The organism is Corynebacterium camporealensis (assembly GCF_000980815.1).
GTDB lineage: Bacteria > Actinomycetota > Actinomycetes > Mycobacteriales > Mycobacteriaceae > Corynebacterium > Corynebacterium camporealense.
Genome location: NZ_CP011311.1, coordinates 1,195,490 through 1,217,446, shown reverse-complemented (window position 1 = coordinate 1,217,446; position 21,957 = coordinate 1,195,490). Strand labels below are relative to the sequence as shown.

Annotated in this window: 22 protein-coding genes; 2 read left to right on the top strand and 20 right to left on the bottom strand. The window is 59.6% G+C overall.

All coding sequences use genetic code 11. The features are described from left to right. Nucleotides 1–16: 16 nt before the first annotated feature. The 3 genes from UL81_RS05685 to UL81_RS05675 are packed head-to-tail and all read right to left on the bottom strand — an operon-like array spanning nt 17 to nt 4,138. Nucleotides 17–928 (bottom strand): alpha/beta hydrolase family esterase, encoded by a 912-nt coding sequence (locus tag UL81_RS05685; protein WP_081961377.1) that lies wholly within the window; start codon nt 926–928, stop codon nt 17–19. Nucleotides 929–960: 32 nt separating this feature from the next. Then, nucleotides 961–2,706 carry an ABC transporter ATP-binding protein gene (locus UL81_RS05680; RefSeq protein ID WP_035104580.1) on the bottom strand — a complete coding sequence of 582 codons (1,746 nt, stop codon included), beginning with the start codon at nt 2,704–2,706 and terminating at the stop codon, nt 961–963. 1 nt (nt 2,707) lies between these two features. Then, nucleotides 2,708–4,138 carry an ABC transporter transmembrane domain-containing protein gene (locus UL81_RS05675; protein WP_035104578.1) on the bottom strand — a complete coding sequence of 477 codons (1,431 nt, stop codon included), beginning with the start codon at nt 4,136–4,138 and terminating at the stop codon, nt 2,708–2,710. A gap of 37 nt (nt 4,139–4,175) precedes the next feature. On the opposite strand from UL81_RS05675, the gene UL81_RS05670 reads away from it, so the two are divergent. Beyond that, a complete protein-coding gene (locus tag UL81_RS05670) occupies nt 4,176–4,976 on the top strand; it encodes a class I SAM-dependent methyltransferase (protein WP_035104575.1) in 801 nt (266 codons plus the stop codon). On the opposite strand, the gene UL81_RS05665 is transcribed toward UL81_RS05670, so the two are convergent. The 5 genes from UL81_RS05665 to scpB all read right to left on the bottom strand — a co-directional run bounded on the left by UL81_RS05665 (nt 4,973) and on the right by scpB (nt 10,282). Further along, the gene (locus UL81_RS05665) at nt 4,973–6,358 is read right to left on the bottom strand and encodes an anaerobic C4-dicarboxylate transporter (RefSeq protein WP_046453373.1); all 1,386 of its coding nucleotides are present in this window, start codon (nt 6,356–6,358) and stop codon (nt 4,973–4,975) included. The genes UL81_RS05670 and UL81_RS05665 overlap by 4 nt on opposite strands. Nucleotides 6,359–6,516: 158 nt before the next feature. Further along, nucleotides 6,517–8,073, bottom strand: coding sequence for a ribosome biogenesis GTPase Der (der, locus tag UL81_RS05660; protein WP_035104573.1), 1,557 nt, complete (start codon nt 8,071–8,073; stop codon nt 6,517–6,519). Further along, nucleotides 8,066–8,761 carry a (d)CMP kinase gene (gene cmk, locus UL81_RS05655; RefSeq protein ID WP_035104571.1) on the bottom strand — a complete coding sequence of 232 codons (696 nt, stop codon included), beginning with the start codon at nt 8,759–8,761 and terminating at the stop codon, nt 8,066–8,068. The genes der and cmk overlap by 8 nt, the downstream gene beginning before the upstream one ends. Next, on the bottom strand, nt 8,761–9,675 hold the full coding sequence (locus tag UL81_RS05650) for a pseudouridine synthase (RefSeq protein WP_035104569.1): 915 nt from the start codon (nt 9,673–9,675) through the stop codon (nt 8,761–8,763). Before UL81_RS05650 ends, cmk begins: the two co-directional genes overlap by 1 nt. 55 nt (nt 9,676–9,730) lie before the next feature. Beyond that, entirely contained in the window at nt 9,731–10,282 is a 552-nt protein-coding gene (scpB, locus tag UL81_RS05645) for an SMC-Scp complex subunit ScpB (RefSeq protein WP_035104566.1), read from the bottom strand. A 109-nt stretch (nt 10,283–10,391) separates the two neighbouring features. On the opposite strand from scpB, the gene UL81_RS05640 reads away from it, so the two are divergent. Next, a complete protein-coding gene (locus tag UL81_RS05640; protein WP_035104564.1) occupies nt 10,392–10,958 on the top strand; it encodes a GNAT family N-acetyltransferase in 567 nt (188 codons plus the stop codon). Here the strand turns inward: UL81_RS05640 and UL81_RS05635 are convergent. From UL81_RS05635 to UL81_RS05585, 12 genes are all read right to left on the bottom strand, one after another. Continuing rightward, the gene (locus UL81_RS05635; protein ID WP_046453372.1) at nt 10,955–11,752 is read right to left on the bottom strand and encodes a segregation and condensation protein A; all 798 of its coding nucleotides are present in this window, start codon (nt 11,750–11,752) and stop codon (nt 10,955–10,957) included. The genes UL81_RS05640 and UL81_RS05635 overlap by 4 nt on opposite strands. A gap of 6 nt (nt 11,753–11,758) precedes the next feature. Continuing rightward, the gene (locus tag UL81_RS05630) at nt 11,759–12,631 is read right to left on the bottom strand and encodes a ParA family protein (RefSeq protein WP_046453672.1); all 873 of its coding nucleotides are present in this window, start codon (nt 12,629–12,631) and stop codon (nt 11,759–11,761) included. 144 nt (nt 12,632–12,775) lie between these two features. Then, nucleotides 12,776–13,675 carry a site-specific tyrosine recombinase XerD gene (gene xerD / locus UL81_RS05625; RefSeq protein WP_035104561.1) on the bottom strand — a complete coding sequence of 300 codons (900 nt, stop codon included), beginning with the start codon at nt 13,673–13,675 and terminating at the stop codon, nt 12,776–12,778. Next, on the bottom strand, nt 13,672–14,304 hold the full coding sequence (locus tag UL81_RS05620; RefSeq protein WP_046453371.1) for an NUDIX domain-containing protein: 633 nt from the start codon (nt 14,302–14,304) through the stop codon (nt 13,672–13,674). Before UL81_RS05620 ends, xerD begins: the two co-directional genes overlap by 4 nt. A gap of 3 nt (nt 14,305–14,307) precedes the next feature. Then, nucleotides 14,308–15,219 carry a copper transporter gene (locus UL81_RS05615; RefSeq protein WP_046453370.1) on the bottom strand — a complete coding sequence of 304 codons (912 nt, stop codon included), beginning with the start codon at nt 15,217–15,219 and terminating at the stop codon, nt 14,308–14,310. Then, nucleotides 15,219–16,403 carry a putative cytokinetic ring protein SteA gene (steA, locus tag UL81_RS05610; protein WP_035104558.1) on the bottom strand — a complete coding sequence of 395 codons (1,185 nt, stop codon included), beginning with the start codon at nt 16,401–16,403 and terminating at the stop codon, nt 15,219–15,221. Before steA ends, UL81_RS05615 begins: the two co-directional genes overlap by 1 nt. 26 nt (nt 16,404–16,429) lie before the next feature. Beyond that, a complete protein-coding gene (recN, locus tag UL81_RS05605; RefSeq protein ID WP_035104556.1) occupies nt 16,430–18,106 on the bottom strand; it encodes a DNA repair protein RecN in 1,677 nt (558 codons plus the stop codon). A gap of 11 nt (nt 18,107–18,117) precedes the next feature. Beyond that, nucleotides 18,118–18,999 (bottom strand): NAD kinase, encoded by an 882-nt coding sequence (locus tag UL81_RS05600; protein ID WP_035104553.1) that lies wholly within the window; start codon nt 18,997–18,999, stop codon nt 18,118–18,120. After that, nucleotides 18,996–19,805, bottom strand: coding sequence for a TlyA family RNA methyltransferase (locus tag UL81_RS05595; RefSeq protein WP_035104550.1), 810 nt, complete (start codon nt 19,803–19,805; stop codon nt 18,996–18,998). Before UL81_RS05595 ends, UL81_RS05600 begins: the two co-directional genes overlap by 4 nt. Next, nucleotides 19,805–19,966 carry a hypothetical protein gene (locus tag UL81_RS11945; protein ID WP_169746056.1) on the bottom strand — a complete coding sequence of 54 codons (162 nt, stop codon included), beginning with the start codon at nt 19,964–19,966 and terminating at the stop codon, nt 19,805–19,807. The genes UL81_RS05595 and UL81_RS11945 overlap by 1 nt, the downstream gene beginning before the upstream one ends. Beyond that, nucleotides 19,957–20,940 carry an HAD-IIA family hydrolase gene (locus UL81_RS05590; protein WP_046453369.1) on the bottom strand — a complete coding sequence of 328 codons (984 nt, stop codon included), beginning with the start codon at nt 20,938–20,940 and terminating at the stop codon, nt 19,957–19,959. Before UL81_RS05590 ends, UL81_RS11945 begins: the two co-directional genes overlap by 10 nt. Beyond that, complete coding sequence (locus UL81_RS05585; RefSeq protein ID WP_046453368.1) at nt 20,937–21,806, bottom strand: hypothetical protein; 870 nt, start codon at nt 21,804–21,806, stop codon at nt 20,937–20,939. The genes UL81_RS05590 and UL81_RS05585 overlap by 4 nt, the downstream gene beginning before the upstream one ends. Between the last annotated feature and the right edge of the window lie 151 nt (nt 21,807–21,957).

The window sequence follows — 21,957 nt, the reverse complement described above, 5'->3', positions numbered from 1 at the left end:
TGTAGATATTGGCGCTCTAGACGTCTGGGGTACCCGCCGGACGGCCGGGGATGGCGAAGAAGTCAAGCACGCTATCGGTAGCGAACCAGGCGCCGACTTCCTGGCTGGCATCATGAGCTCCGCCAGGCCAGATATGCCTACCGCCACCGATACGGATGTGCTCGAGTGGCTCAGCACAGCCAATCCAGTCTTGTTTGATGGCTTGGTTAGCAAGGCGGCTGGTGGCGACTTGGTTGCTGCACTCGTTGCGCTCAGCGTCACGATCGAGGACAGATTCCACTGAGGAGTACGGGCGGCCATGGCGCTTGCCACCCCAGTAGCCGACGATTGGATCGTCAGTGCCATGGATGTCGAGTCGGCCGACCGGCTCATTCGAGCATCCTTCGTGGATGCCGTAGTAGTACGCAGCAGAAATCGACGCGATGGAGTTGAAGGTCTCGGGCATCTGGCAGCCCAAGTACGCCGCGAAGCCACCGCCATTCGACATACCCGTGGCGAAAATGCGCGAGTCGTCAATCGAGTAGGTCGCGCGCAGGGTATCAATGACTTGCTCAACGAATTCTTGGTCCTCGTCTGCAGTGGTGTCCGCATACGGCGCCGGTGCCCAGGCTTTGTCTTCACCAGTCGGGAAAGCCACGATGGCTTCTGCTTCATTAAAAGCGGAATACTGCAGGAACTTCAGTGGGGTTTCACCCCAGCCGTGGAAGGCCAGCACGAGTGGCCATTGCTGATCCCCGTTGTAGTCATCCGGAACTGACAGGAGGTAGCTGCGACCAGAAGGCAGGTTGATGGTCTTGATGTTCCCCGGTTCTGGTCCCGCGATAGGAGCAGACATCGGAATGCCCAGATCCGTCTTTTCTTCCTGCTGCTCCCGAGGTGGTTCTTCGGGTTGTGCGCACGCTCCCAACAGCAGCACGCTGCTGGCCATAAGTGCGCCAAAGATGCTGCGTATCAAGGTATTTAAGAGCGTCCTTTCTGCCAAGCGGCCCAGAGTCGCGCGTATTGACCCTCATAATCTAGCAGCTGCTGGTGCGAGCCTCGTTCTACCACTCGGCCAGAATCCATGACGAGGATCTCATCTGCCGCCGCAGCCTGATCCAGGCGGTGTGCGACCACGAGGCTGGCGCGGCCTTCGGTGACTTCCCGGGCGGCATCCTCGAGTGCGCCGGCACCCACGGAACCTGCCTCTGCGGTGGCCTCATCCATGACGACGACCTTCGGGTCCAACAGCAGGATGCGCGCCAGTGCAAGCTGTTGTGCCTCCACGGGTTCCAGTTGCACCCCTTGGGCACCGACTTCGGTATCCAGGCCGTCGGCAAGTTTGAAGAACCAGTCTGCCTGCACCCGTTCAAGTGCAGCGATCATCTCTTCATCGCTGGCATCCGGGCGGGCCAATTGGAGGTCTTCACGCAGGGTGCCGGAGAAGACATAGACGTCCTGGGAGACCATCGCTAAGCGGGTGACGCGTTCGGCATCAGAAAGCTGGGAGACTTCTACCCCATCGATGCGCACAGACCCGGCATCCGGAACGCGGAGACCTGCCAACAAGGCAGCAACGGTCGTCTTACCGGCGCCGGAGGCGCCAACGAGGGCCAAGGTCTGGCCAGGTTTAAGCTCAGCGCTGACGTCCTCGACAGCCCAGCCGCCGTCATCGTAAGCAAAGGAGACATGCTCCATGTCGACATCGCCACGCGGTGCTGGTGCACCTGAATCTGGCACGGGCTGCGGTGGATCAGCGACCACACCGACAATGCGTGCCAGTGAGGCGTAGCCGGACTGCACGGTATCGAGCACGCGCATCAGGCCAATGAGTGGTCCGCGTAGGCGGATGAGCATCAAGATGGCACCAGTAACCGCACCGACGGTGAGGTTGCCTTGAGAGACTGCCCAAAAGCCGACCAGCAAACCAGTACACAGCATGACCAGTTCCACGGTGGAAATCCAGACTTGCAACACCATCATGGTCCGGCGTGCGGCATATCCGTGCTCGACGACGTTGCGGCTGGATTCATGAATGCGGTCGTGCATCTGCTGTTCCATGCCGAAAGCGCGCACGGTTGCACGACCGCGGATAGCTTCCAACACACGCAGGGCACGATCTGCCATGGAGGCACGTTCGTTGGCGTAGCGCTGCGGGGCAACCTTGAGATAGGAACGTGCCGCCAATGCATAGATGGGTGCAGCACACAGCACGACAAGCAAGAATTGCCAGTCCATGGTGACTAGCGCAATGGCGGTGGCTGCAATGGAAAACAGCGAGCTAGCCAGCACTGGCAAAGTCTCAGTCACCGCAGCGGATAGCTCTGACACGTCGTCCGTCGAGCGGGAAACCAAGTCACCACTGCCGGCTTCTTCGACGCGGTGGACCGGCAAGCCCAAGGCAGTGCCCACCATGTCTTCACGCAGGTTAGCGATAGCGCGTTCGCTAAGCCGAGACAGCAGATAGAAACCGGCGGCAGACAACCCAGCTGACGCCGCGGCTGCACCAACGAGTGCCAAGGCAATCTGCAGTAGTGTCCAGGTGCTTTCACCGGTGATGATGTCGACGATCTTGCCGAGTAGCACTGGCACCAGGATGTGGGCGGCAGCACCACCGGCCAGCAAGATAATCGACAAGATGAAGTAGCCGCGCGCGCCGGGCACATGTTTGAGAGTGGCACCGAGTGCGCTGCGAACCTGCGGCCAGGTAGCAGTTGGGAAACGCATGTTAGGAGCTCACCTCCTGTGCCGACCACGCAGGGGCTGTGGTGTAGATGATCGTGGGCTTATCGCGGCGGAAGTCAGCCACGCGGCTAGCGATGCGCTGTTCGGTCACCGAGTCCACCGCCGTGGTGGGGTCTTGGAGGATGAGGATGTCGGCATCGGCAGCAATCGCACGGGCCAAAGCAACGCGCTGACGTTGACCGCCAGATAGGTTGCCGCCGTTCTCGCCTACCTCACGGTCCCAACCGCCGGGGATGTCGTCGGCTGCAGCCACCCACAGGGCTTGTTCGGCTTTCTCTCGATCCGAGTGGACATTGTCTAGAATCGTGCCGGCAAACAAGTCCGCCTGGTGCGGGGTGACCAGGTAGCGCTCACGCGGGAGAAACTCGATGCCCTCTGGCGCGTGGTCGGCTACCACATGGATACCGGGACCAACTGCTGGTTCGGCAGGAGCAGTATCGTCCACGCCATCAGCGTTAAGCAGCGTGGTGATACGGCGTCCGGAGGCTTGTGCCGCAGCCCAGCGAGACGCAATATTCTTACCCAACATCGTCATCGGGGTGATGATGAACTGAGTCAGACCAATGACAGTGATGAGCTCACCGATACTGATCGCACCGTTGATAGCCATAAAGCCCGCAGCCAATGCCACACCGATGACGTAGATGGCACCGACGGTCTCCGTAATCGCATCGAGCCGTGCACGCGCACCATTGGCATCCACGGTGCGCTCGTAAGCTTCATCAGACACCACCTGGTAGCGCTTGCGCACGGTGTTGATAGAGCCTAGGCCCTTCAGAATACGCAGTCCCTGTACAACGTCAGTGGCAGTCGCCGATGCTTGTGCAAGGGCTGCCTGACGAGTACTCGAACGACGCCGCAAGGGCTTCGCCGCGCGCAGGGAAATCCACACCATGGTGGGACCGCCCAACAGCACCACCAAGCCCAACGGGACGTTGACTAAAGCCACCATGACGGCGACGTAGATAATCGAGGCAATCTCCGCGACCGGGAAGACGGTCATGATGACCGCATCGGCCACACGCTTGGTATCCGACGACGCAATGGCTAGCAGCTCACCAGCAGTGCGCCTTGGGCCACCAATACCGCGTGGGTGCTGAATGCGGTCAGTGACTTCCATACGCAGGTCGTGGCCAATTTCCAGCATCGCCCGGTTAAACATGCCACGGGCAAACCAAGCAACCACGATGTTAAAGAGGAACACGGCTGCCAAGACGCCGATCCAGAATCCCAACGAGCGCACAGACCCTTGCGCAATCGCATCATCAATTGCCCGGCCCACAATCACAGGCGTGAGACCATTCGACAGGAAAGACAACGCCATCAGAATGGATGCTGGCGCGGACAATCGGTATTGGGAAAAGACCGTCTTGAGCAACCAGCGCGGATCGGAAGGTGCTGGAAGTGTCGACATAACCTTGCATTGTATTTCACGGTAGGTTAATCACGTTATGTCGACTCACCACCCTGACCCGTCGCACTACCCCAGCTACCGCAAGCCCTCCTCAGCGACCGCGCCGCGCTTTCATAGCACCGACGCGCGCGATACGTCCGCCCGGGCTTTCAGCACCGGCGCATCCACCTATCATGACGTCCGCCCCGGTTACCCGGACGAGGTCGTCGCTCTTGCAGGTAACACCGGCACAGTCGTCGACATTGGCGCCGGCACAGGCAAACTCACTCAAGCACTGCCCCACCCACACGTGCTGGCCTGCGATCCTTCCGCCGACATGGCCCGCCAACTCCACCAGAACCTGCGCATCCCCACCTGGCGTGCCACGGCAGAAAACACTGCGCTTTCCGATGCCTCCATCGACACCATCACCTGCGCCCAAACGTGGCACTGGGTCGACGTCGAAGCCGCCAGCGCAGAGTTCGACCGCATCCTCCGTCCCGGCGGCACCGTCGTCCTAGCCTGGAACACCATCGACGTCGAAGCCGACCCCTGGATTCTGCGTCTTACCCGCATCATGCACTCCGGCGACATCCTGCGCGCCGGGTTCACCCCAAAGCTCGCAACACCCTGGCAAATCGACGAAGAAGTACGCACCCACTGGGTGCAACGCTTAACCATCCCGGAAGTCCACCAGTTGATGCACACCCGTTCTTACTGGTTACGCAGCAAAGCGGCCATCCGCGAACGGATGACCGCTAACTTGAACTGGTATCTCCACGAACACCTCGGCTTTGCAGCTGACGATATCGTAGAGATTACCTACCGCAGCGACGCATTCTTAGTGCGTCGGGCTTAGAGCAGAATCTGCGCCAAAATCGAGCCGACAATACAGGAGGTCAGCACCGAGATACTGCCCGGGATGAGGAAGGAGTGGTTGATCACGAACTTGCCAATACGGGTGGTGCCGGTGCGGTCGAAGCCGATACAAGCTAGGTCGGATGGGTAGGTCGGCAGAATGAAGTAGCCATAGGCTGCGCCGTAGAAGCCGACGATGACGGCTGGGTCGATGCCCAGTTGCAGACCAATTGGGGCGATAGCCACCAGCGCGGCCGCCTGGGAATTGACCAGCTTGGACACAATCAGCAGCACGATTGCATAAGCCCACGGTGCGCTGGCAACGACATCGCCAAGTTCGGCTTCGAGTGCATCGACGTGAGTCTGGAAGAAGGTATCTGCCATCCAGGCAACACCGAAGACGGAGAACACCGCGGTCATGCCGGCCTTGAACACAGGGGTGCCAGCAATCTTCTTATTGTCGACATTGCAGGTCAGCAGGATAAGTGCACCGGCAACCAGCATGACCATCTGAATAACGAGGTTCATCGACAACGGCGTCAAATCGCCGTCTTCATTGGGAAAACTCGGGCGCAGGGCATCGAACGCACCCAGAACAACCACGGTGGCAATAGCAACGAGGAAGATCACCACGGAGCGCTTAGCGGTAGCCGGGAAGACCTCATCGAGCAGCGAGTGGCTGGACTCCGTCAGGGATCGAGCAAACTCAGGATCTTCCATGCGCTTTTGGAACACCGGGTCTTTGTCCAGGTCCTTACCGCGACGCAGTGACCACAAGGCTGCAAGCAGGACACCACTCAAGGATGCTGGGATGGCGACCATGAGGATTTGTGGGATGGAGTAAGCCTGGTCGATGACACCGGCGTTTTCAGCGAGAATGGAGGCCAAAGAAACAGTTGCCACAGAAACTGGTGAGGCCGTGATACCCATCTGCGCTGAGGTTGAAGACACTGCCATGGGACGCTCCGGGCGGATGCCCTTCTTCAACGCGATGTCTTCGATGATCGGAAACATCGTGTAAACCACATGTCCGGTACCGCACAACACGGTAAGGAACCAGGTCGTAATCGGTGCGAGGATGGTGATGCGTTCAGGGTGGGCGCGCAAGATGCGCTCGGCAAACTGCATCATCACTTCCAGTCCCCTGGCCTGTTGCAGCGTAGCCGCACAGCCAATGACTGCGATGATAGTCAGCATGACGTCGATGGGCGGCTCACCTGGAGCTAGGCCGAAGACGAAGACCATGAGCATCAGGCCGATGCCTGAAATCAAGCCCAGGCCGAGGCCACCGTAGCGAGTGCCCAACAACAGTGCACTCAGGATGACCACGAGCTGCAAAATGATGGCTAAAACTGAATCTGGCGCAAGCACTGATGCGAGCATAGCTTCCCCTTTTCTTATTAGGTTCCGCTGCTCAGTTTATCCGTACGGACATAAACTGGCAGAATCAGAAAGGCGAGCCATTTCTCACACCGTTTGGTGTAGGGAAATGGCTCGCCTCAGTGCTAGAATTATTGCATTATCCCAGCGTAACGCCCGTACTATTTCTTTTTGGAGCGGCGCTCACGCACACGCACTGCGATACGGACCGGGGTTCCTTCGAAGCCGAAGCGCTCGCGGAACTTACGCTCGAGGTAGCGGCGGTAGCCGGCATCCAAGAAGCCAGTGGTAAACAGCACGATGGTCGGTGGCTGCGTCGATGCCTGGGTGGCGAACAGCACGCGCGGGAGGCGGTTGTTCTTCATCGGCGGAGGGTTAGCCGCGATGGCCTCACGCATCCAAGTGTTCAGCTGACCAGTCGAGACGCGCTGATCCCAGCTTTCGAGAGCCTCCAGCATGGCTGGCTCGAGCTTTTGGAGTGCACGGCCAGTATGAGCGGAGATGTTCACGCGCTTAGCCCACGGCAGGTGCGCTAGCTGCTGGTCGATTTCGCGGTCCAAGTAGTAGCGGCGGTCTTCGGTGACCAGGTCCCACTTGTTAAACGCGATGACTAGTGCCTTACCGGCTTCTAGCACCATGTTGAGCACGCGCTGGTCCTGCTCGGAGATTTCCTCGGAGGCATCGATAAGCATGACGCACACCTCAGCGGCATCAATGCTGCCGCGGGTACGCAGGGACGCGTAGTACTCATGGCCCTGGGCGTTTTTAACCTTCTTGCGCAGACCGGCAGTGTCAATGAACTTCCACAGGTTCTGGTCGAGCTGCACCAGCGAGTCGACAGGGTCGACGGTGGTACCCGCGACGTTGTCGACTACGGAGCGCTCTTCGCCGACGAACTTGTTGAGCAGCGAGGACTTGCCCACGTTCGGCTTGCCGACTAGTGCCACGCGGCGCGGGCCGGAGGTAATCGAGGTATCGCGCGGTTCTTCCGGGAACACACGCAGGATCTCATCGAGAACGTCAGCGCCACCGCGGCCGTGCTGTGCGGAGACTGGCCACGGATCGCCCAGCCCCAGTGCGTAGAACTCCGCCATGTCGGCGGACTGGTTGTCCGAATCGAACTTGTTGGCAATCAGCAACACCGGCACGTCAGACTTCTGCAGGCGACGAGCCATCACTGAGTCAGTCTCCGTGATGCCGACCTTGGTGTCGACGACGAAGACGATGACGTCAGCAGTTTCCATGGCCTGCTCGGCCTGGCGCGCAATCGCAGCGTGAATGCCCTTGACGTTCGGGTCCCAACCACCGGTGTCCTGGACCAGGAAACGCTGGCCATTCCACTCCGCGAGGTAGGAAATACGGTCGCGGGTAACGCCGGGGTGGTCTTCCACCACTGCTTCACGACGTCCCAGGAAACGGTTCACCAGCGAAGACTTACCGACGTTTGGGCGGCCGACCACTGCGACAGTGCACAGGGCTTCTTCGGTGTGCTCAGCTGCAACACCGAAAGCACGGTCGAGTTCTTCCCACTCTTCTTCGGTTAACGCTTCCTGCTCTTCATCGAAGTCAAAGTCGAAGTGCTCTTCATCGAACTCAGCTGAGGCCCAGCCGCCGTGTTCGTCGCGTACGAGTTCTTCGTCGAAATTGCCTTGTGGGTAATGGAACTCGGTCTCGAAGTCCTCGGAAGGATCGAGATTCTGAGGATCTTGATCAGTCATTGCTGGACTCCTTCAGGATGGAAATGAGCTTGTCGAGAACCTCTTCGCGGTCCAGCTCGGAGGTATCAACGATTTCTGCGTCATCAGCTGGACGCAGCGGCGAAGTTGCGCGAGAGGAATCGGCGGCGTCGCGACGCTGGACATCGGCAAGCACTGCGTCGAAATCCGACTCAATGCCTGCGGCAACGTTCTGGTCGTGGCGGCGCTGGGCGCGTACCTCAGCGCTAGCGGTCAAAAAGACCTTAGCTGGGGCGTCCTGGAGCACGACAGTGCCGATGTCGCGGCCTTCCACGATGGCGCGGTGAGCATCAGCGGCGAGGCGACGCTGCAGAGCCACGAGGTTTTCACGCACCTCCGGAATGGCCGAGACGGCCGAGACGTGGCGGGTGACCTCATCGCCGCGGATGACGCCGGAGACATCCTCGCCGTCGAAAAGCACGGCGGTGGAATCCGGATCGTCGCTGACCTCCAACGGAAGGTTGTCCGTGGCCTTGATGACCGCTGCGGAATCCTCCGGGTCGACGTCAGCGCGCAGAACTGCCAGAGTGGCCACACGGTACATCGCACCAGTGTCGACATACTTGGCATCCAGACGCTTAGCCAGCTCACGACAGGTCGTGGACTTGCCGGTGCCAGAAGGTCCGTCGACAGCCAGAATCAGGCCTTCATTAGGCATATTGGATAGCATTACATCCCCACCGCCTTGTACAGACTCGTTAGTTCGGCATCGTTTAGCGCGCGCATGGAACCAGGCTTCATATCGCCCAGCTGCACAGTGTGCATCTTGGTGCGCACCAGGCGCTGGACCGGGAAACCGGCTTCCTTGAGCATGCGGCGCACGATGTGCTTGCGGCCTTCGTGCAGCTCCACGCGGACCAGGGAGAAGCCCTGATTCTTATCGACGACCTGAACAAAGTCAGCCTTCGCCAAACCATCGTCGAGCTCAATGCCTTCCTTGAGCTGCTTGACCAGGCGGTTATCGGCCTCGCCAAGAACTTCAGCCAGGTAGGTCTTGGTGATCTCGTACTTCGGGTGCATCAGACGGTTGGCCAGTTCACCGTCGTTGGTGAGGATCAGCAGACCTTCGGTATCAGCATCCAGACGACCGACGTGGAACAAGCGCTTACCGGCGGCAACGCGCTCTGCGATGACATCGCCCACGCACGGACGCCCCATCTCATCGGACATGGTGGACTGCATACCGCGCGGCTTGTTGAGGATGAAGTATTCCTGCTCCTCATTGACGTTGACGCGCACACCATCGACGCGGATGACATCCACGCTGGGGTTTACGCGCACGCCTTGCTTAACGATGATGTTGCCGTTGACCTCAACACGACCTTGGTCGATGAGGATTTCTGCGTGGCGGCGGGAGGCCACACCGGCCTTAGCGAGCACCTTCTGCAGGCGCTCTCCCTTACGGTTGCCTTGTTCGTCGACCAACCAGTCCGCGCCTAGTTCCTTGGCGACGGAATCAGCGGTGGCCTTTTGCTTTTTCTTACTGACGTGCTGGTGACGGGCCGGCTTGGCGTTCGACAGCAGCATGTCGCTGTCGCGCCTCTTCTTATCCGGTGTGCCGTCACGGCGAGCGGGTGGGGTCACTTGAAAGTGTCCTTTTCACTTGAAGTTATGCAATTACCTGGGCGATTCTACCACGCTAATACTCTTCGTCGATTGCCTCGACATCGGGAAGCAGCGGCGCCAAATCTGGCAAGCGCTCTAGTGAGTCAATGCCAAGCAATTCCAAGAAGAGCTCCGTGGTCTCATAGCGGTGCGCGGTGCCTTCAAATTCCCCGGCAACCTCGCGGACCAGTCCACGGAGATTCAGAGTGCGCATCACACCATCGACGTTCACGCCACGCACGGCAGCGACCTGCGCACGCGTGACTGGCTGGCGATAAGCCACCACTGCCAGGGTCTCTAGGGCCGCACGCGAGAGCTTGGTCTGTGCACCATCCAGCAAAAAGCCTTCAACGGCATCAGCATTGGCTTGAGCCGTATAAAAGCGCCAGCCCTCCTTGGTTTCCCGCAGTTCGATACCCGAGCCGCGCTCGGAATATTCGCGCTGGATTTCGCGCAGAGTATCGCTGATGATGCTGGGCTCAACTTCGAGCGAACGCGCGATGGACTCCACACTCGCCGGGGCATCAATCACCAGCAGGATTGATTCGACACGGGAGCGCAATTGCGAAATCAGCGGCAAATCCATGCCCGCGATATTACCCGCCGGTTAATCCCAGCCAGCAACCGGAAAACTCTTAGATACTTTTAACACGAAACACACTTGACTAACTTTGTGACGTCTGTAACATGACTATATGGAAACTATTACACGTACAGACAGACTGATTCTCATTCCTTTGTCCGCCGCCAATGTGGAAGAGGCGCACAAGGTCTACAGCGACGGCCGCATTTGGGATCACCGCCCTAATGGCCGCTTCGCGGACATCCGCACTACTAAAGGCATGGTCGACGAGGCCCAGAAGTCCTGGTCCGAGCACGGCTTTGGCCCCTGGGCGGCCTACCTTCGCGAGCGCCCCAGCGAGTTCATCGGTGTCGGCGGTGCCATTTACGTCGACGGCGGTAACTTCTGGGACATCAAGTACCGCCTGCGCCCAGCGCACTGGGGCAGCGGCTATGCATCGGAGATCTCCAAGAAGGCGGTGCAGGCTATTCGCTCTTTCGACAAGGAGACCCCGATTAGCGCCCGCGTGACCACCAACCACCCGGCTGCAATCCGCATTCTGGAAAAGCTGGAACTGGAGCCAGTATGGGAAGGCCGCCGCATCAACACTGCGGACAACCCTGACGAGCCAGACGTACGCGTCTACTCCGACCAGATCCTGGCGCCAGAAACCCTCGAGTTCATCCAGCAGCGACCTTAATCCCAGTTGGCGGCCGCCACGACGGCCGGATCCACATCTAAACCAGTCCAGCTAATGGACAACGGGCCGAGCGACTCCGGTTGCTCGGCCTCTACTGCTTTCGCCTTGTACAACTCCAGCAGGGCCAAGAAGCGCCCGACGATCTCCATTGAGACCGTGCAGTCCTTCGTCAGCGACTGAAAGCTCAGCTGCTGGTTCTGCCCCACCAGCTTGAGCATCTCTAAAATCTTGCCGGCTTGTTCCGGCACCGACACCGCCACTGAGTGCACGTGTCCGGTCGCAACTTCCTCTGGCGGCTTCGCCCGAAAGACTCCCGCAGCCATCTCCGCGAAGGTCGCTGGTGTATGCCCCAGCGATACTGGCGGCAACAAGTCCGCAAATTGCTCTTCCATACCCACCGCACGCGGGTAGCTGCGCTGGGCCTCACGCTGCCATCGCGCGAAAAGATCGGCTACCTGTTTGTATGCGCGATACTGCAACAGACGCGCGAAGAGCAGGTCGCGGGTTTCCAGCAGCTCCAAATCTTCAAGGTCTTCGACTTCACCACGTGGCAACAGGCGTGCCGCCTTCAAGTCGAGCAGTGTCGCGGCAATGAGTAGGAACTCGGTGACCTCATCGAGGTCCGCAGTCTGGCCTAAGTGCCGGGCATAGGCGACGAACTCGTCGGTAACCTCGTGCAGCGCAACGTCCGTCACGTCCATCTTCTTGGACTGGATGAGCTGCAAAAGCAGGTCAAACGGCCCCTCGAAGTTCTGGAGTGCGACACGGAAGCCGGTAATCTCCGGTTGGGTCACGAAGGCCTAGACCTGGGAGCGCTCGATAACCTCTTTGGCGAGGTCGCGGTACTGCTTTGCAGCCTGGGAGCTAGGCGCCCAGCTGGTAATCGGTTCACCGGCCACGGATGTTTCCGGGAAACGCACAGTCCGCGTAATCACGGTGTCAAAGACCTTCTCACCGAAGAAGTCGACTACACGGTCCATGACTTCACGGGCGTGCTTGGTGCGGCGATCAAACATGGTGACAAGAATGCCCATGATTTCCAGGTCGAAGTTAATGCGGTCGGAGACCTTCTCCACGGTATCGGTCAGCAACGCCAGACCACGCAGGGAGAAGAACTCACACTCCATCGGGATGATGACGCCCTGGGAGCACGCCAATGCGTTGACCGTGAGCAGGCCCAGCGAAGGCTGGCAGTCAATGATGATGAAGTCGTAGTCGCGGCGTACCGGACGCAGCGAACGCGCCAGGGTGTGCTCACGACCGACTTCGTTGACCATCTGGATTTCGGCTGCGGACAGGTCAATGTTGGCCGGGACGACGTCAAGGTTGGCAACCGGAGTCGACTTAATCGCGGAGTGAATAGAGGTTTGATTATCTAGCATGACGTCGTAGATGGTGTCTTCGATTTCGTCATGGGACAGGCCCAAACCAGCAGACAATGCGCCCTGCGGATCAAGGTCGATGAGCAGCACCTTGCGGCCTAGCTCAGCCAGGCAGGCGCCCAGGTTGATAGTTGACGTGGTCTTACCCACGCCACCTTTCTGGTTACACATCGAGATGATGGTCGCCGGCCCGTGCTTATCTAGCTCCGGGGGTTCAGGTATCTCGCGGATGGGACGACCGGTCAGCCCAACCTGCGGTTCCGAGGCTTCAAACAGTCCCTCTTCCTTCACAGTCATACCTGCTTCCTTGACTATGGCTCGGCTCTCAGGTCCCCAACTTAGCAGGAGAACCCGACTTACAACGTTGTTATTACAGAGTACCCCTTCCCCTCCATAGGGACTAGCCTAAAGCAATATCAACGCTTAAACCTTGACTTAGGCGCGCGGGTGCGCAGTGCGCCAAACCTGGCGCAGCGACTCGGCGGAGACGTGAGTGTAAATCTGGGTTGTGGTCACCGACGAGTGGCCTAGTAGTTCTTGGACGACGCGGACATCGGCGCCGCCTTCGAGCAGGTGCGTGGCGAAGGAGTGGCGCAGGGTGTGCGGGGAGATCTTCACACCGAGTTGTGCGCGTTCGGCGGCTGCTTGAAGCGCGGCCCAGGCGGTCTGCCGGGACATGGCGCCGCCGCGGGTGTTAAGAAACAGCGCGTGCGTCTTGCCCTTAGACAGCACCGGACGGGCGCGCACCAGGTAATCATCGACAGCTTTGCGGGCTTTCGTGCCGACTGGAACTAGGCGTTCTTTATTGCCTTTGCCGCGTAGGCGAAGGATATCGTCGTCACCGCTGACATCGTCGACGTTAAGTCCAGTCAATTCCGAGATACGCGCCCCAGTGCCATAGAGCATCTCCAGCATGGCGCGGTCGCGCAGATCCAACGGTGAGGCACTCTCCCCTGTCGGGATGGCTTCAATGAGTTGGGTGACCTGCTCGACGGTCAGGGTTTCTGGCAGGTGCTGCGGGATGGCAGGTGGTGATACTTCGCTGGCGACATCGACGTCGACTGCACCGTCAGTCACGGCAAACTTGTGCAAGCCGCGTGCCACGATCAGAGCCCTGCTTGCTGATGACGCCGCCATCGTCTCCCGCAGATGCTTCAAGTACTCTTCGACGTGCTGGCGTTGGACATCGCTGAGCTTATCGATGCCTACCTCTTCCAACCAACCCACATAACGGCGTAAGTCCCGGCGGTAGTTGGAGATAGTGTTTTTCGACGCGCCCTTTTCTACTGCCAGGTGATTAATCCAGGACGCGGCGAGGTTGTCGAGTGCGCTCACTGCTTTTTCAGGTCCGGACCTTTACGGCGAGCAGCCATCGACTGCGGGCGCAGCTCGAAAGGCTCATCGGTGCTGCGCAGGTTCTGGCCCGCGCGTTGTGCGGCGGCGAGAATGCCGGTGCACGCAATCGAGTTGTTCACCTTGCCAGCAAACACACCGGCAACGGCCTCATCCAGTGGCACCCATGCGAAGTCCATATCGGCTTCTTCGTCGCCCTCAGCATCGAGCTTCTCAGTCTCGCTTAGCCCCTGTGCAAGATAGATGCGGACGGACTCTTCGCAAAAGCCGGGTGAAGAGACGACGTCGGCAAGCACCTGCCACTCTTCGGCTGCCAAGCCAGCCTCTTCGGCCAGCTCACGCTTCGCACCGGTGAGCTCATCTTCATCCTTGACGTCGAGTAGACCTGCGGGCAGCTCCCACAGGCGGCGATCGACGCTGCGGCGGTATTGGTGAATCATCGCCACACGATCGTTCTCGTCGAGTGCGACGATAGCGACAGCGCCGAAGTGCTCGACGACCTCGCGATAAGCCGTGCTGCCACCGGGCATGCGCACCTCGTCGCGGCGCACTGCGATAATTGGGGCGTCGATCAGTAGTTCACTAGAAACCGTGGTGAACTCGTGAGCCATGAATTAATCCTCCAAAGCTGGTGCTGCTGCATCTGCCGATGCTGCCGAACCATAAGCTCCAGAACCACCGGCAAGCTGCTCTTCGACTGCCATGATAACCGCCAACTGCGAAGAGCTGCGGTTAATGGAATCGACGGTGCTGACCTCCGGGAAATCCTTGCGCACCTGATCGATCGTGCGGTCCTCGGCAGCCTGCTGCACACGAGCAGCCAACACGGTCGAGCCGCCAGCTTCCTTCATCTGCTCAGCAAAGTGCGCCAGGTTGTCCGCGTAGTAGCCGCGGTAGCCACCGCCGCCAATGATGACGACAGCCTGGGCGGGCAAGATAGTGCCGGACTCGTACTCGATGTAGCCTTCCTGGCGCAGTGCCTGCAGCAAGGTAGCGCGGTCGTCAACACTGGCGAGCGGTTCCGTGGTGTCCGGATCCAGCAGTAGCGCCGTAGCCAGTGCCTGGCCAGCATGGGTGCCGACGTCGCGCTGTTCCTCATCCAGTTCCGCACCAGCGGGCAGCGTGTTGGCCACGATAGACAGCAGCTTGTCTGCCTTCTCCGGGGCCAAGAAATCGTTGGTCATAGTGATCTGGCCAGCATCGATAGCATCAGCATCGTCGAGCAAGTTCTTCACGGAGCTGACGTCACCGTCGCGGGCATCAGAGGTAGCAATCACCAGCACCGGGCGATCGGAGAGGCTGCCATCGACAACATCGCTTGCCAGGTCATCGATGATGGAGTCATTCGAGTCTGTCTGTGCCTGCAGAGTCTGGTTGTCCTGCAGCAGCTTGCGATGCTCCTCGCGAATCGGGTCATCGCCAGCCGCGCCGCCGCTCATATTCGGGGCGAGCACCAGGGCACCCAGTGCCACGCCAATCGCGGTGCCGAAACCTAAGCCTGCAACCAGTAGTCCACCTTTAGCCATTAGGAAAACCACCCTTGTACGGTCAAAGCGATGTTGTTCCAGGTATCAATCAGGTTCTGGGTAAAGCCAGCATCGCCGCCGAAACCGACGATGAGCACGATGGCAGCAAGTGCAACCAGGATGCCGAAGATAGCCCACAGCCAACCAGCACCACCGGAGCTCGGCGCGGTGTAGAGGTTGATCACGGACTCAGCATCCACCAGGCGGGTGCCAGCCTTCAGACGCGCCAGCATGGCTGGCGGAGTCGCGTGCGGCTCGTTGGCGAAGATATCGTCGAGAACCACTGCACCGCCGACCTGCACGATCATCTGTGCGCCGTGGTAATCAGCCAGCAGCAGCGCCAGGTCGGTCGGCGATTCGAGTGCGGACGGGAAGGTCATCGCACCAATGCCAAGGTCCTGGATGCGCTCTAAGCCTTCAGCCTGACCATCCGGGGTAGCCGGCAGAATCACCTTGGCACCGCAGCGCAGGGTTTCTGCATCAACACTTGCCGGGTTGCCGATGATGTAATCGGGCTTGTAGCCCATCTCCAGAATGCTGTCTGCTGCTTCCTCCACACCGATAACAACCGGCTCGTACTCGCGGATGAAGTTGCGCAAAAGCTTAATCTGCTGACGATGATCCGTCGTCGGCGAGACCAGCAGCACCTTGCGGTCCTTCATCTCGGCGCCGGAGTCAGGAACGCCGAGGCCATCGATAAGCAGCGGGCCCTCAGAGTGGATGAACTGGATGGAGTTACCGAAGTAGGCCTCCATATGGTCAATAAGTTCCTGCTGCGCGGAAGAAAAGTTCTCCTCTGCACGATCGCGGTCGAGGAACTTGCCTGCACCCACGGCAGTCTCACCTACATAGACGGTGCCGTCGTCAGTAATGCGGGCCTTCTTGCCGTCCTTGAAACCGGAAGAAAACTCCTCGCCTACGCCCTCCAGCAGGGTGACGTCGGCATCCAGCAGCATGTGCGGGCCGTAATTCGGGATGGAACCGGTGCTAAATTCTGCGACGTTGATAACGGCGGCCGGCTGCACGTCGACTAAGGCCTGGGCCTCCTGGCGAGAGATATTAGCGGCATCGATCACCGCGAAGTCACCGGCGGAAAACTTCTTAAAACCCTTTCCACCCGGGGTGCAATCGCGCAGGGCGCCGTGCTCGCCGGGAAGATCGGAAGTGCGGGAAAACAGACTCATGGGGCCTATTGTCTATGCTAAAGCGCCTAAAGTGGGGATGACGCGCGGAAACCTTCCACTTCGGTCTGTGCGCGGTCGAAAAGTTCCTGCGCATGAGCCCGACCCGTCGCGGTGTCATCCAAGCCTGCCAGCATGCGTGCCAGCTCCTCGACGCGCTCTTCCTCACTCAAATCAGACACGCCCGAGGTGAACTTGTCCTTGGCCACGTGCAGGTGGCTATCGGCATAGGCAGCCACCTGCGGCAGGTGCGTGACGACGATGACCTGGTTGTGCACCGCCAGCCGTGCTAGACGACGCCCAATCTCGACCGCCGCACGTCCACCGACGCCAGCATCGACCTCGTCGAAGACCATCGTGGCACCACCCGCGTGCGCGAGCACGACCTCCAGCGCCAGCATCACACGCGACAACTCACCACCCGAGGCCGCTGAGGCCAAAGGCTTGCCGTTGAGCTGGAATTCGACCTCATCCGCGCCGGTCTTGGAGTACTTCGTCTCATTGAGCGCGACGGTCAGCTCGGAGTTCGGCATTGCCAGGCCGTGCAGCTCATCAGTGACGGAAGCACCCAGCTTTTCCGCTGCTTTGCGACGCGCCTTCGTCAACGCCGCAGCCTTCCCTACCGCTTCCTTCTCGGCTTCCTTGACCTTCTTCTTGAGCTCTTCTAGAGCCTCGGCAGAAGTATCCATGGTCTCCAGCTTGGCTGCGGCATCATCGCGCCAGGCCAGCACACCGTCGATGTCTTCGGCGTACTTGCGAGTTAGCGACTTCAAGTCCTGTTGACGACGCAGCGAGTGCTCCAACTGGTTTGGATCAGCAGGCAGGTCGCTTAAGAACATGCCCAACTCACCGGAAATGTCCCCGAGCTGCGAGGTAATCTCCCCCAGCTGTGCACCAAGTCGGGCGAGGTCTTTGTCTTCCGAGCTTTGCAGCGCCGCAGTGGCTTGGCCCAACAGCGTGGAGGCTGGTTCGTCCTCGGCATAGCCTTCCGCGCCGTCAATGGCTGCCAGAGCGGTGGCTGCCGACTCACGCAAGGTATCGACGTCCTGGAGCCTCTTAATCTGTTCTTGCAGCTCCACGTCCTCACCGGGCTGCGGGTCGACCTCGGAGATCTCTCGCAGGGCGAACTGCAGGCGGTCGACTTCCTGTGCCAGCTCACGACGCGCCTCGGTACGACGACGATAGTCCTTGGCCAGGTCGCGCCAGGTGCGGAAGCTGGCCTGGTAGTCATCGAGAAGCGGTGCAATCATCCCATCGGAGCGATCCACCGCACTGAGCTGCTGGTCAGGCGCCAACAGGCGCAGTTGATCATTTTGGCCGTGCACGGTAATCAGCTCACTGGCAAAGGTGCTCAAGGTTGCCGCCGGAACCGCACGACCGCCTAAGTAAGCCTTGGAACGACCACCGGCGGCCAAAGAACGCGCTGCGATGTATTCGCCATTTTCATCAGCGTTGCCACCTGCTTCTTCCACGATGTCGGCGACTGCCTGGGCATCGCTAGCAAAGCGGCCCTCGACGACGGCCTTCTTCGCACCATCACGAACACGGGAGGCATCCGCACGACCGCCAGCTAACAAGCGCAGGCCAGTAACCACCATGGTCTTACCAGCACCGGTTTCACCCGTCAGCACCGTGAGACCAGTGGAGAATTCAGCGGTTGAGCGGCGGATGACGCCTAAGTCTTCGATGGTGATATCAACGAGCACGCACGCGCCTCCTAACGCTTTGGTCCACGCCAACCTTCAACCGGGAGGCGCAATTTAGAAACGAGTCGATCAGTAAAGGGCTGATCATCCAAACGAACCCAGCGTACGGGATAGCGTCCCCGGACGACTTCTACGCGGGCGCCAGCAGGCATGGAAATCTCGCGGAAACCGTCCATGATGACCACTGCAGGCGTGGTTGCCGATGCCGACTCCACCGCCACCGTCGAATCCGGCGAGACCACCAGCGGCTTAGTAAACAACGCGTGGGCGTTGTTGAGCACAACCAGGATCGCATCCAACGACGGCCACAGCACCGGACCACCCGCGGAAAACGCATAGGCAGTCGACCCGGTCGGCGTGGAAATCAGCACGCCATCACAGCCGAAAGACGACACTGGTCGTCCATCGACTTCCAGGATGGCATCGAGCACGCCAGAGCGGTTTAGGTTCTCCACGGACGCTTCATTCAGCGCCCATCCGGAATCCAGCAGGCGACCGCGGGAGTCCCACACGGTCACATCGATGGTGAGACGATTTTCGACCTCGTAAGTCTTATCAATGACCCGCACCAGTGCGCGATCCAGCGATTCTGCTTCCCACTCCGCCAGGAAGCCTACGTGGCCCAAGTTAATACCCAGGACCGGGATATCGACGGCACGGGCCATATCGGCTGCGCGCAAGAACGTGCCATCGCCGCCAAGCACCAACACCAGCTCGCAGCCTTTCGCTGCTTCCAGCGAATGCTGGACGTGCTCGAAGCCAGGAACGACTTCTTTCGCCGCACAGACTCGTACCGTGATGCCAGATTGCTGCAGCAGTTCTGCTGCGCGCACGGCCGCCGCGACGTTGTTGGCACGCCCGGTGTGCGGCACCAGGAGAATTCGTCGCGTCATTGTGGCCCCTTAGCGATAGCGGAGGTAATCATCTCCTCCAACTGCTCTGGAGGAGTTACCAGCTGGTCTTTTACCAGCCATAAGAAGTACTCTACATTCCCGCTTGGACCCGGCAGCGGCGAGGCCGCCACCCCACGCACGCTCAAGCCCAACGTCTGGGCAAAATCTGCCACATCACGCGTGACTTCCTTGCGCAGCTCCGGGGACTTCACGACGCCGCCGTGTCCCAGCCTTTCCTTACCGACCTCAAACTGCGGCTTGACCATTGGCAGCAAGAACGCGCCTTCGGCCATACACTCCGCAATCGCAGGCAGGACAAGCTTCAGTGAGATAAAGGAGAGGTCGCCGACCATGGCATCGCAAAGCCCGTTGCACATCTCCGGAGTCAGGTGACGGATGTTGGTGCGATCCATGACCGTGACGCGCTCGTCGTTTTGCAGGCGCCACAGCAACTGGCCATAGCCGACATCCACGCTCAGCACTTCACGTGCGCCGTGCTGCAGACAAACGTCGGTGAATCCGCCGGTCGACGCACCGCCGTCCAGGACCTTCTTGCCCTCTAAGGACACATCGAAAGCCTCGAGCGCCCCGAGTAGTTTGTGCGCACCTCGCGATGCCCACTTATCCTCCTCGGATTCTTCCACCCGAATGGAAACTTCTGGCTCCACCACAGTGGCCGGCTTGCGCGCAGGGAAGCCTCCCACGGTCACGCGTCCAGCCTTAATCATCTCTACGGCTTGCTCGCGGGAGCGTGCAATCTTGCGACGCACCAACTCCGCGTCGAGACGACGTCGTTGTGGGGGCATTAGTTCTCCTGTAAAGCTGCGCGCAGCACCGCATGGGCGCGCTCGAGTTGCTCTGCTTCTGCTGCTAGATCCTCTGCATCTTCGTTGAGGATCTCCGCGAGGTCCTGTTCTACCTTTTCCGGCTTGACGACCGCGCGGGGATCATGGGGCTTTACCGCCATGTGCTCAGCACCTTTTCTGCGAGCTCAGTACGTGGCTGAATGTAGCGCGGGGTCTTCGGCAGTGCCCACGCGACCTCCAGGACGGTGCGCAACGCCTGCACCGAGGTCGCACCCGGGTCGCCGCCTTCGAGCAGAATGTCGTAGCCATCAAAGCGGGCGGTAAAACCACCCTGTGCACCCGGCTTGGCCTGCGAGACCGGCAGCGCCAACTCGTGCAGACCACTACCGATGAAGTCAGGGCGGTATTCCTTCGGTGCCTCGATCAGCTCCAACTCACCGGAAACACCCGTGAGCACGTGGAAGGTATCCATCGCTGCGGCATTGCCACCAGCAATATCAGTATCCAAACGATCGCCAACTGCCAATGGCTTCTCCGCATTAAGCAGACCTGCTGCCTGGGTGAACATGTCTGGCTCAGGCTTGCCTGCCGATGTCGGCTGCACACCCGTCGCATTGACCACCGCAGCAACCAACGAGCCATTACCCACTGCGAAACCACGCTCCGTGGGCAAAGACGCATCCAGGTTAGATGCGAAGTAGCGCGCACCATTGTTGATGGCATATGCAGCTTCGCTCAGCTGCTTCCAGCCAATGTCCTTCGACATGCCCTGCAGAACTGCAGTCGGCTTCTCCTCTGCGGATTCGACGAGTTCGAAACCAGCATTACGGGCTAAGTCACGGAAGGAATCAGATCCGACAACGAGAACCTTGCTGCCTTCCTTGACCTCTTGCTTCGCCAACGTAATAGCTGCCTGGGCAGAAGTCAGCACCTTGGACTTACCGACCTCAATACCGATGCCCTCCAGCATGCCCAGCACCGATTCTGGTGCACGGGAGGCATTATTGGTCACATAGATGGTCGGCAGACCGCAGGAATTAATCACGTCCACCGCGTGGGGGATAGGCGTTCCGCCTTCCCATACAGTGCCGTCCAGATCCAGCAGCAGTCCGTCGTGTTGGGTCAGAACAGTCACTTAAACTCCTCGAGTCGTTCCTTGGCATCGGTCCAGTCGCCTTCATCAATGGCGGCGGCGTGCTCGAACCAGTCCTTGGCCTCATCCATACGCTTGGCTGCCTGCAGTGCATTTGCATAGGCATAGCTCAAACGGCACGCACTTACTCCACGTTGGGACTTATCCGGCTGGGCGCGCTGGATAGTCACGACGGCGGATTCTGCCTGATCCAAGTCCAAACGTGCACCGGCAACCACGATAGCCAGCTCGATCTCGGACTCGCGGTCGAGTTCCTGGGCTTCATCACTACGACCAAGCTCGATAGCCTTCTGCGGGCGATCCATACCGCGCTCACAGTCAGCCATTACTGCCAGCAGACCCGGACCACCGGAAATACGACGCGCGGTGCGCAGCTCCGCCAGTGCTTCCTTCCACTCACCTGCACGGTAAGCAGCAATGCCGTTAACCTCACGTGCCACAGCCACACGACCAGCACGGTCCTTTGCTGCGCGTGCATGACGCAAAGCAAGCTGCGGATCATCATCCATCCACTGCGCTGCCATGATCATATGCTTTGCGACGGTCTCCGCATTCTCCTTCGACAGCGACTCCAAGTCACGCAGCACCGAAGGATCCAAATCCTTGACATCAATATCATTCGGCAGGTCCGGCTCAGTCAGACGACGATTCAGTCGTTCCTCACGGTAACCAGAGCGCTGCGGGCTAAAGCTCTTCTTCCTATCCTTCTTCTTATCGAAGTCGCGCTGCTTGTCGTCCCTGCGACGACCACGCTTGTCCTGCGGTCGGCCCTTGTGGTCAGACTTCTTATAGGAGCCTTGACCCCGTTTGCCCCCATCGCGGCGTCCGTAGTCTTTGCGTTCAGACATGCAGTACAAACTCTTTCTATTAAATCGAGCAATCGTAGACGGCCATTCTACCGCGAGTAGCCCTCATAACCACAAGCAGCGCCCCGTAAACGCCATCCAGCAACGCGAGTTTGATCTAGTTATGCAAGTTCCTGACGACTAGCGACGGTTA

What these genes read in the sequence shown, in the direction of transcription:
- UL81_RS05670 (WP_035104575.1), top strand. Translation starts at nt 4,176, where the DNA reads ATGTCGACTCACCACCCTGACCCGTCGCACTACCCCAGCTACCGCAAG.
- UL81_RS05640 (WP_035104564.1), top strand. Translation starts at nt 10,392, where the DNA reads ATGGAAACTATTACACGTACAGACAGACTGATTCTCATTCCTTTGTCC.
- UL81_RS05675 (WP_035104578.1), bottom strand. Translation starts at nt 4,138, where the DNA reads ATGTCGACACTTCCAGCACCTTCCGATCCGCGCTGGTTGCTCAAGACG.
- steA (WP_035104558.1), bottom strand. Translation starts at nt 16,403, where the DNA reads ATGAGTCTGTTTTCCCGCACTTCCGATCTTCCCGGCGAGCACGGCGCC.
- UL81_RS05615 (WP_046453370.1), bottom strand. Translation starts at nt 15,219, where the DNA reads ATGGCTAAAGGTGGACTACTGGTTGCAGGCTTAGGTTTCGGCACCGCG.
- UL81_RS05585 (WP_046453368.1), bottom strand. Translation starts at nt 21,806, where the DNA reads ATGTCTGAACGCAAAGACTACGGACGCCGCGATGGGGGCAAACGGGGT.
- UL81_RS05620 (WP_046453371.1), bottom strand. Translation starts at nt 14,304, where the DNA reads ATGGCTCACGAGTTCACCACGGTTTCTAGTGAACTACTGATCGACGCC.
- UL81_RS05680 (WP_035104580.1), bottom strand. Translation starts at nt 2,706, where the DNA reads ATGCGTTTCCCAACTGCTACCTGGCCGCAGGTTCGCAGCGCACTCGGT.
- der (WP_035104573.1), bottom strand. Translation starts at nt 8,073, where the DNA reads ATGACTGATCAAGATCCTCAGAATCTCGATCCTTCCGAGGACTTCGAG.
- UL81_RS05600 (WP_035104553.1), bottom strand. Translation starts at nt 18,999, where the DNA reads ATGACGCGACGAATTCTCCTGGTGCCGCACACCGGGCGTGCCAACAAC.
- cmk (WP_035104571.1), bottom strand. Translation starts at nt 8,761, where the DNA reads ATGCTATCCAATATGCCTAATGAAGGCCTGATTCTGGCTGTCGACGGA.
- UL81_RS05685 (WP_081961377.1), bottom strand. Translation starts at nt 928, where the DNA reads ATGGCCAGCAGCGTGCTGCTGTTGGGAGCGTGCGCACAACCCGAAGAA.
- UL81_RS05665 (WP_046453373.1), bottom strand. Translation starts at nt 6,358, where the DNA reads ATGCTCGCATCAGTGCTTGCGCCAGATTCAGTTTTAGCCATCATTTTG.
- UL81_RS11945 (WP_169746056.1), bottom strand. Translation starts at nt 19,966, where the DNA reads ATGGCGGTAAAGCCCCATGATCCCCGCGCGGTCGTCAAGCCGGAAAAG.
- scpB (WP_035104566.1), bottom strand. Translation starts at nt 10,282, where the DNA reads ATGGATTTGCCGCTGATTTCGCAATTGCGCTCCCGTGTCGAATCAATC.
- UL81_RS05595 (WP_035104550.1), bottom strand. Translation starts at nt 19,805, where the DNA reads ATGCCCCCACAACGACGTCGTCTCGACGCGGAGTTGGTGCGTCGCAAG.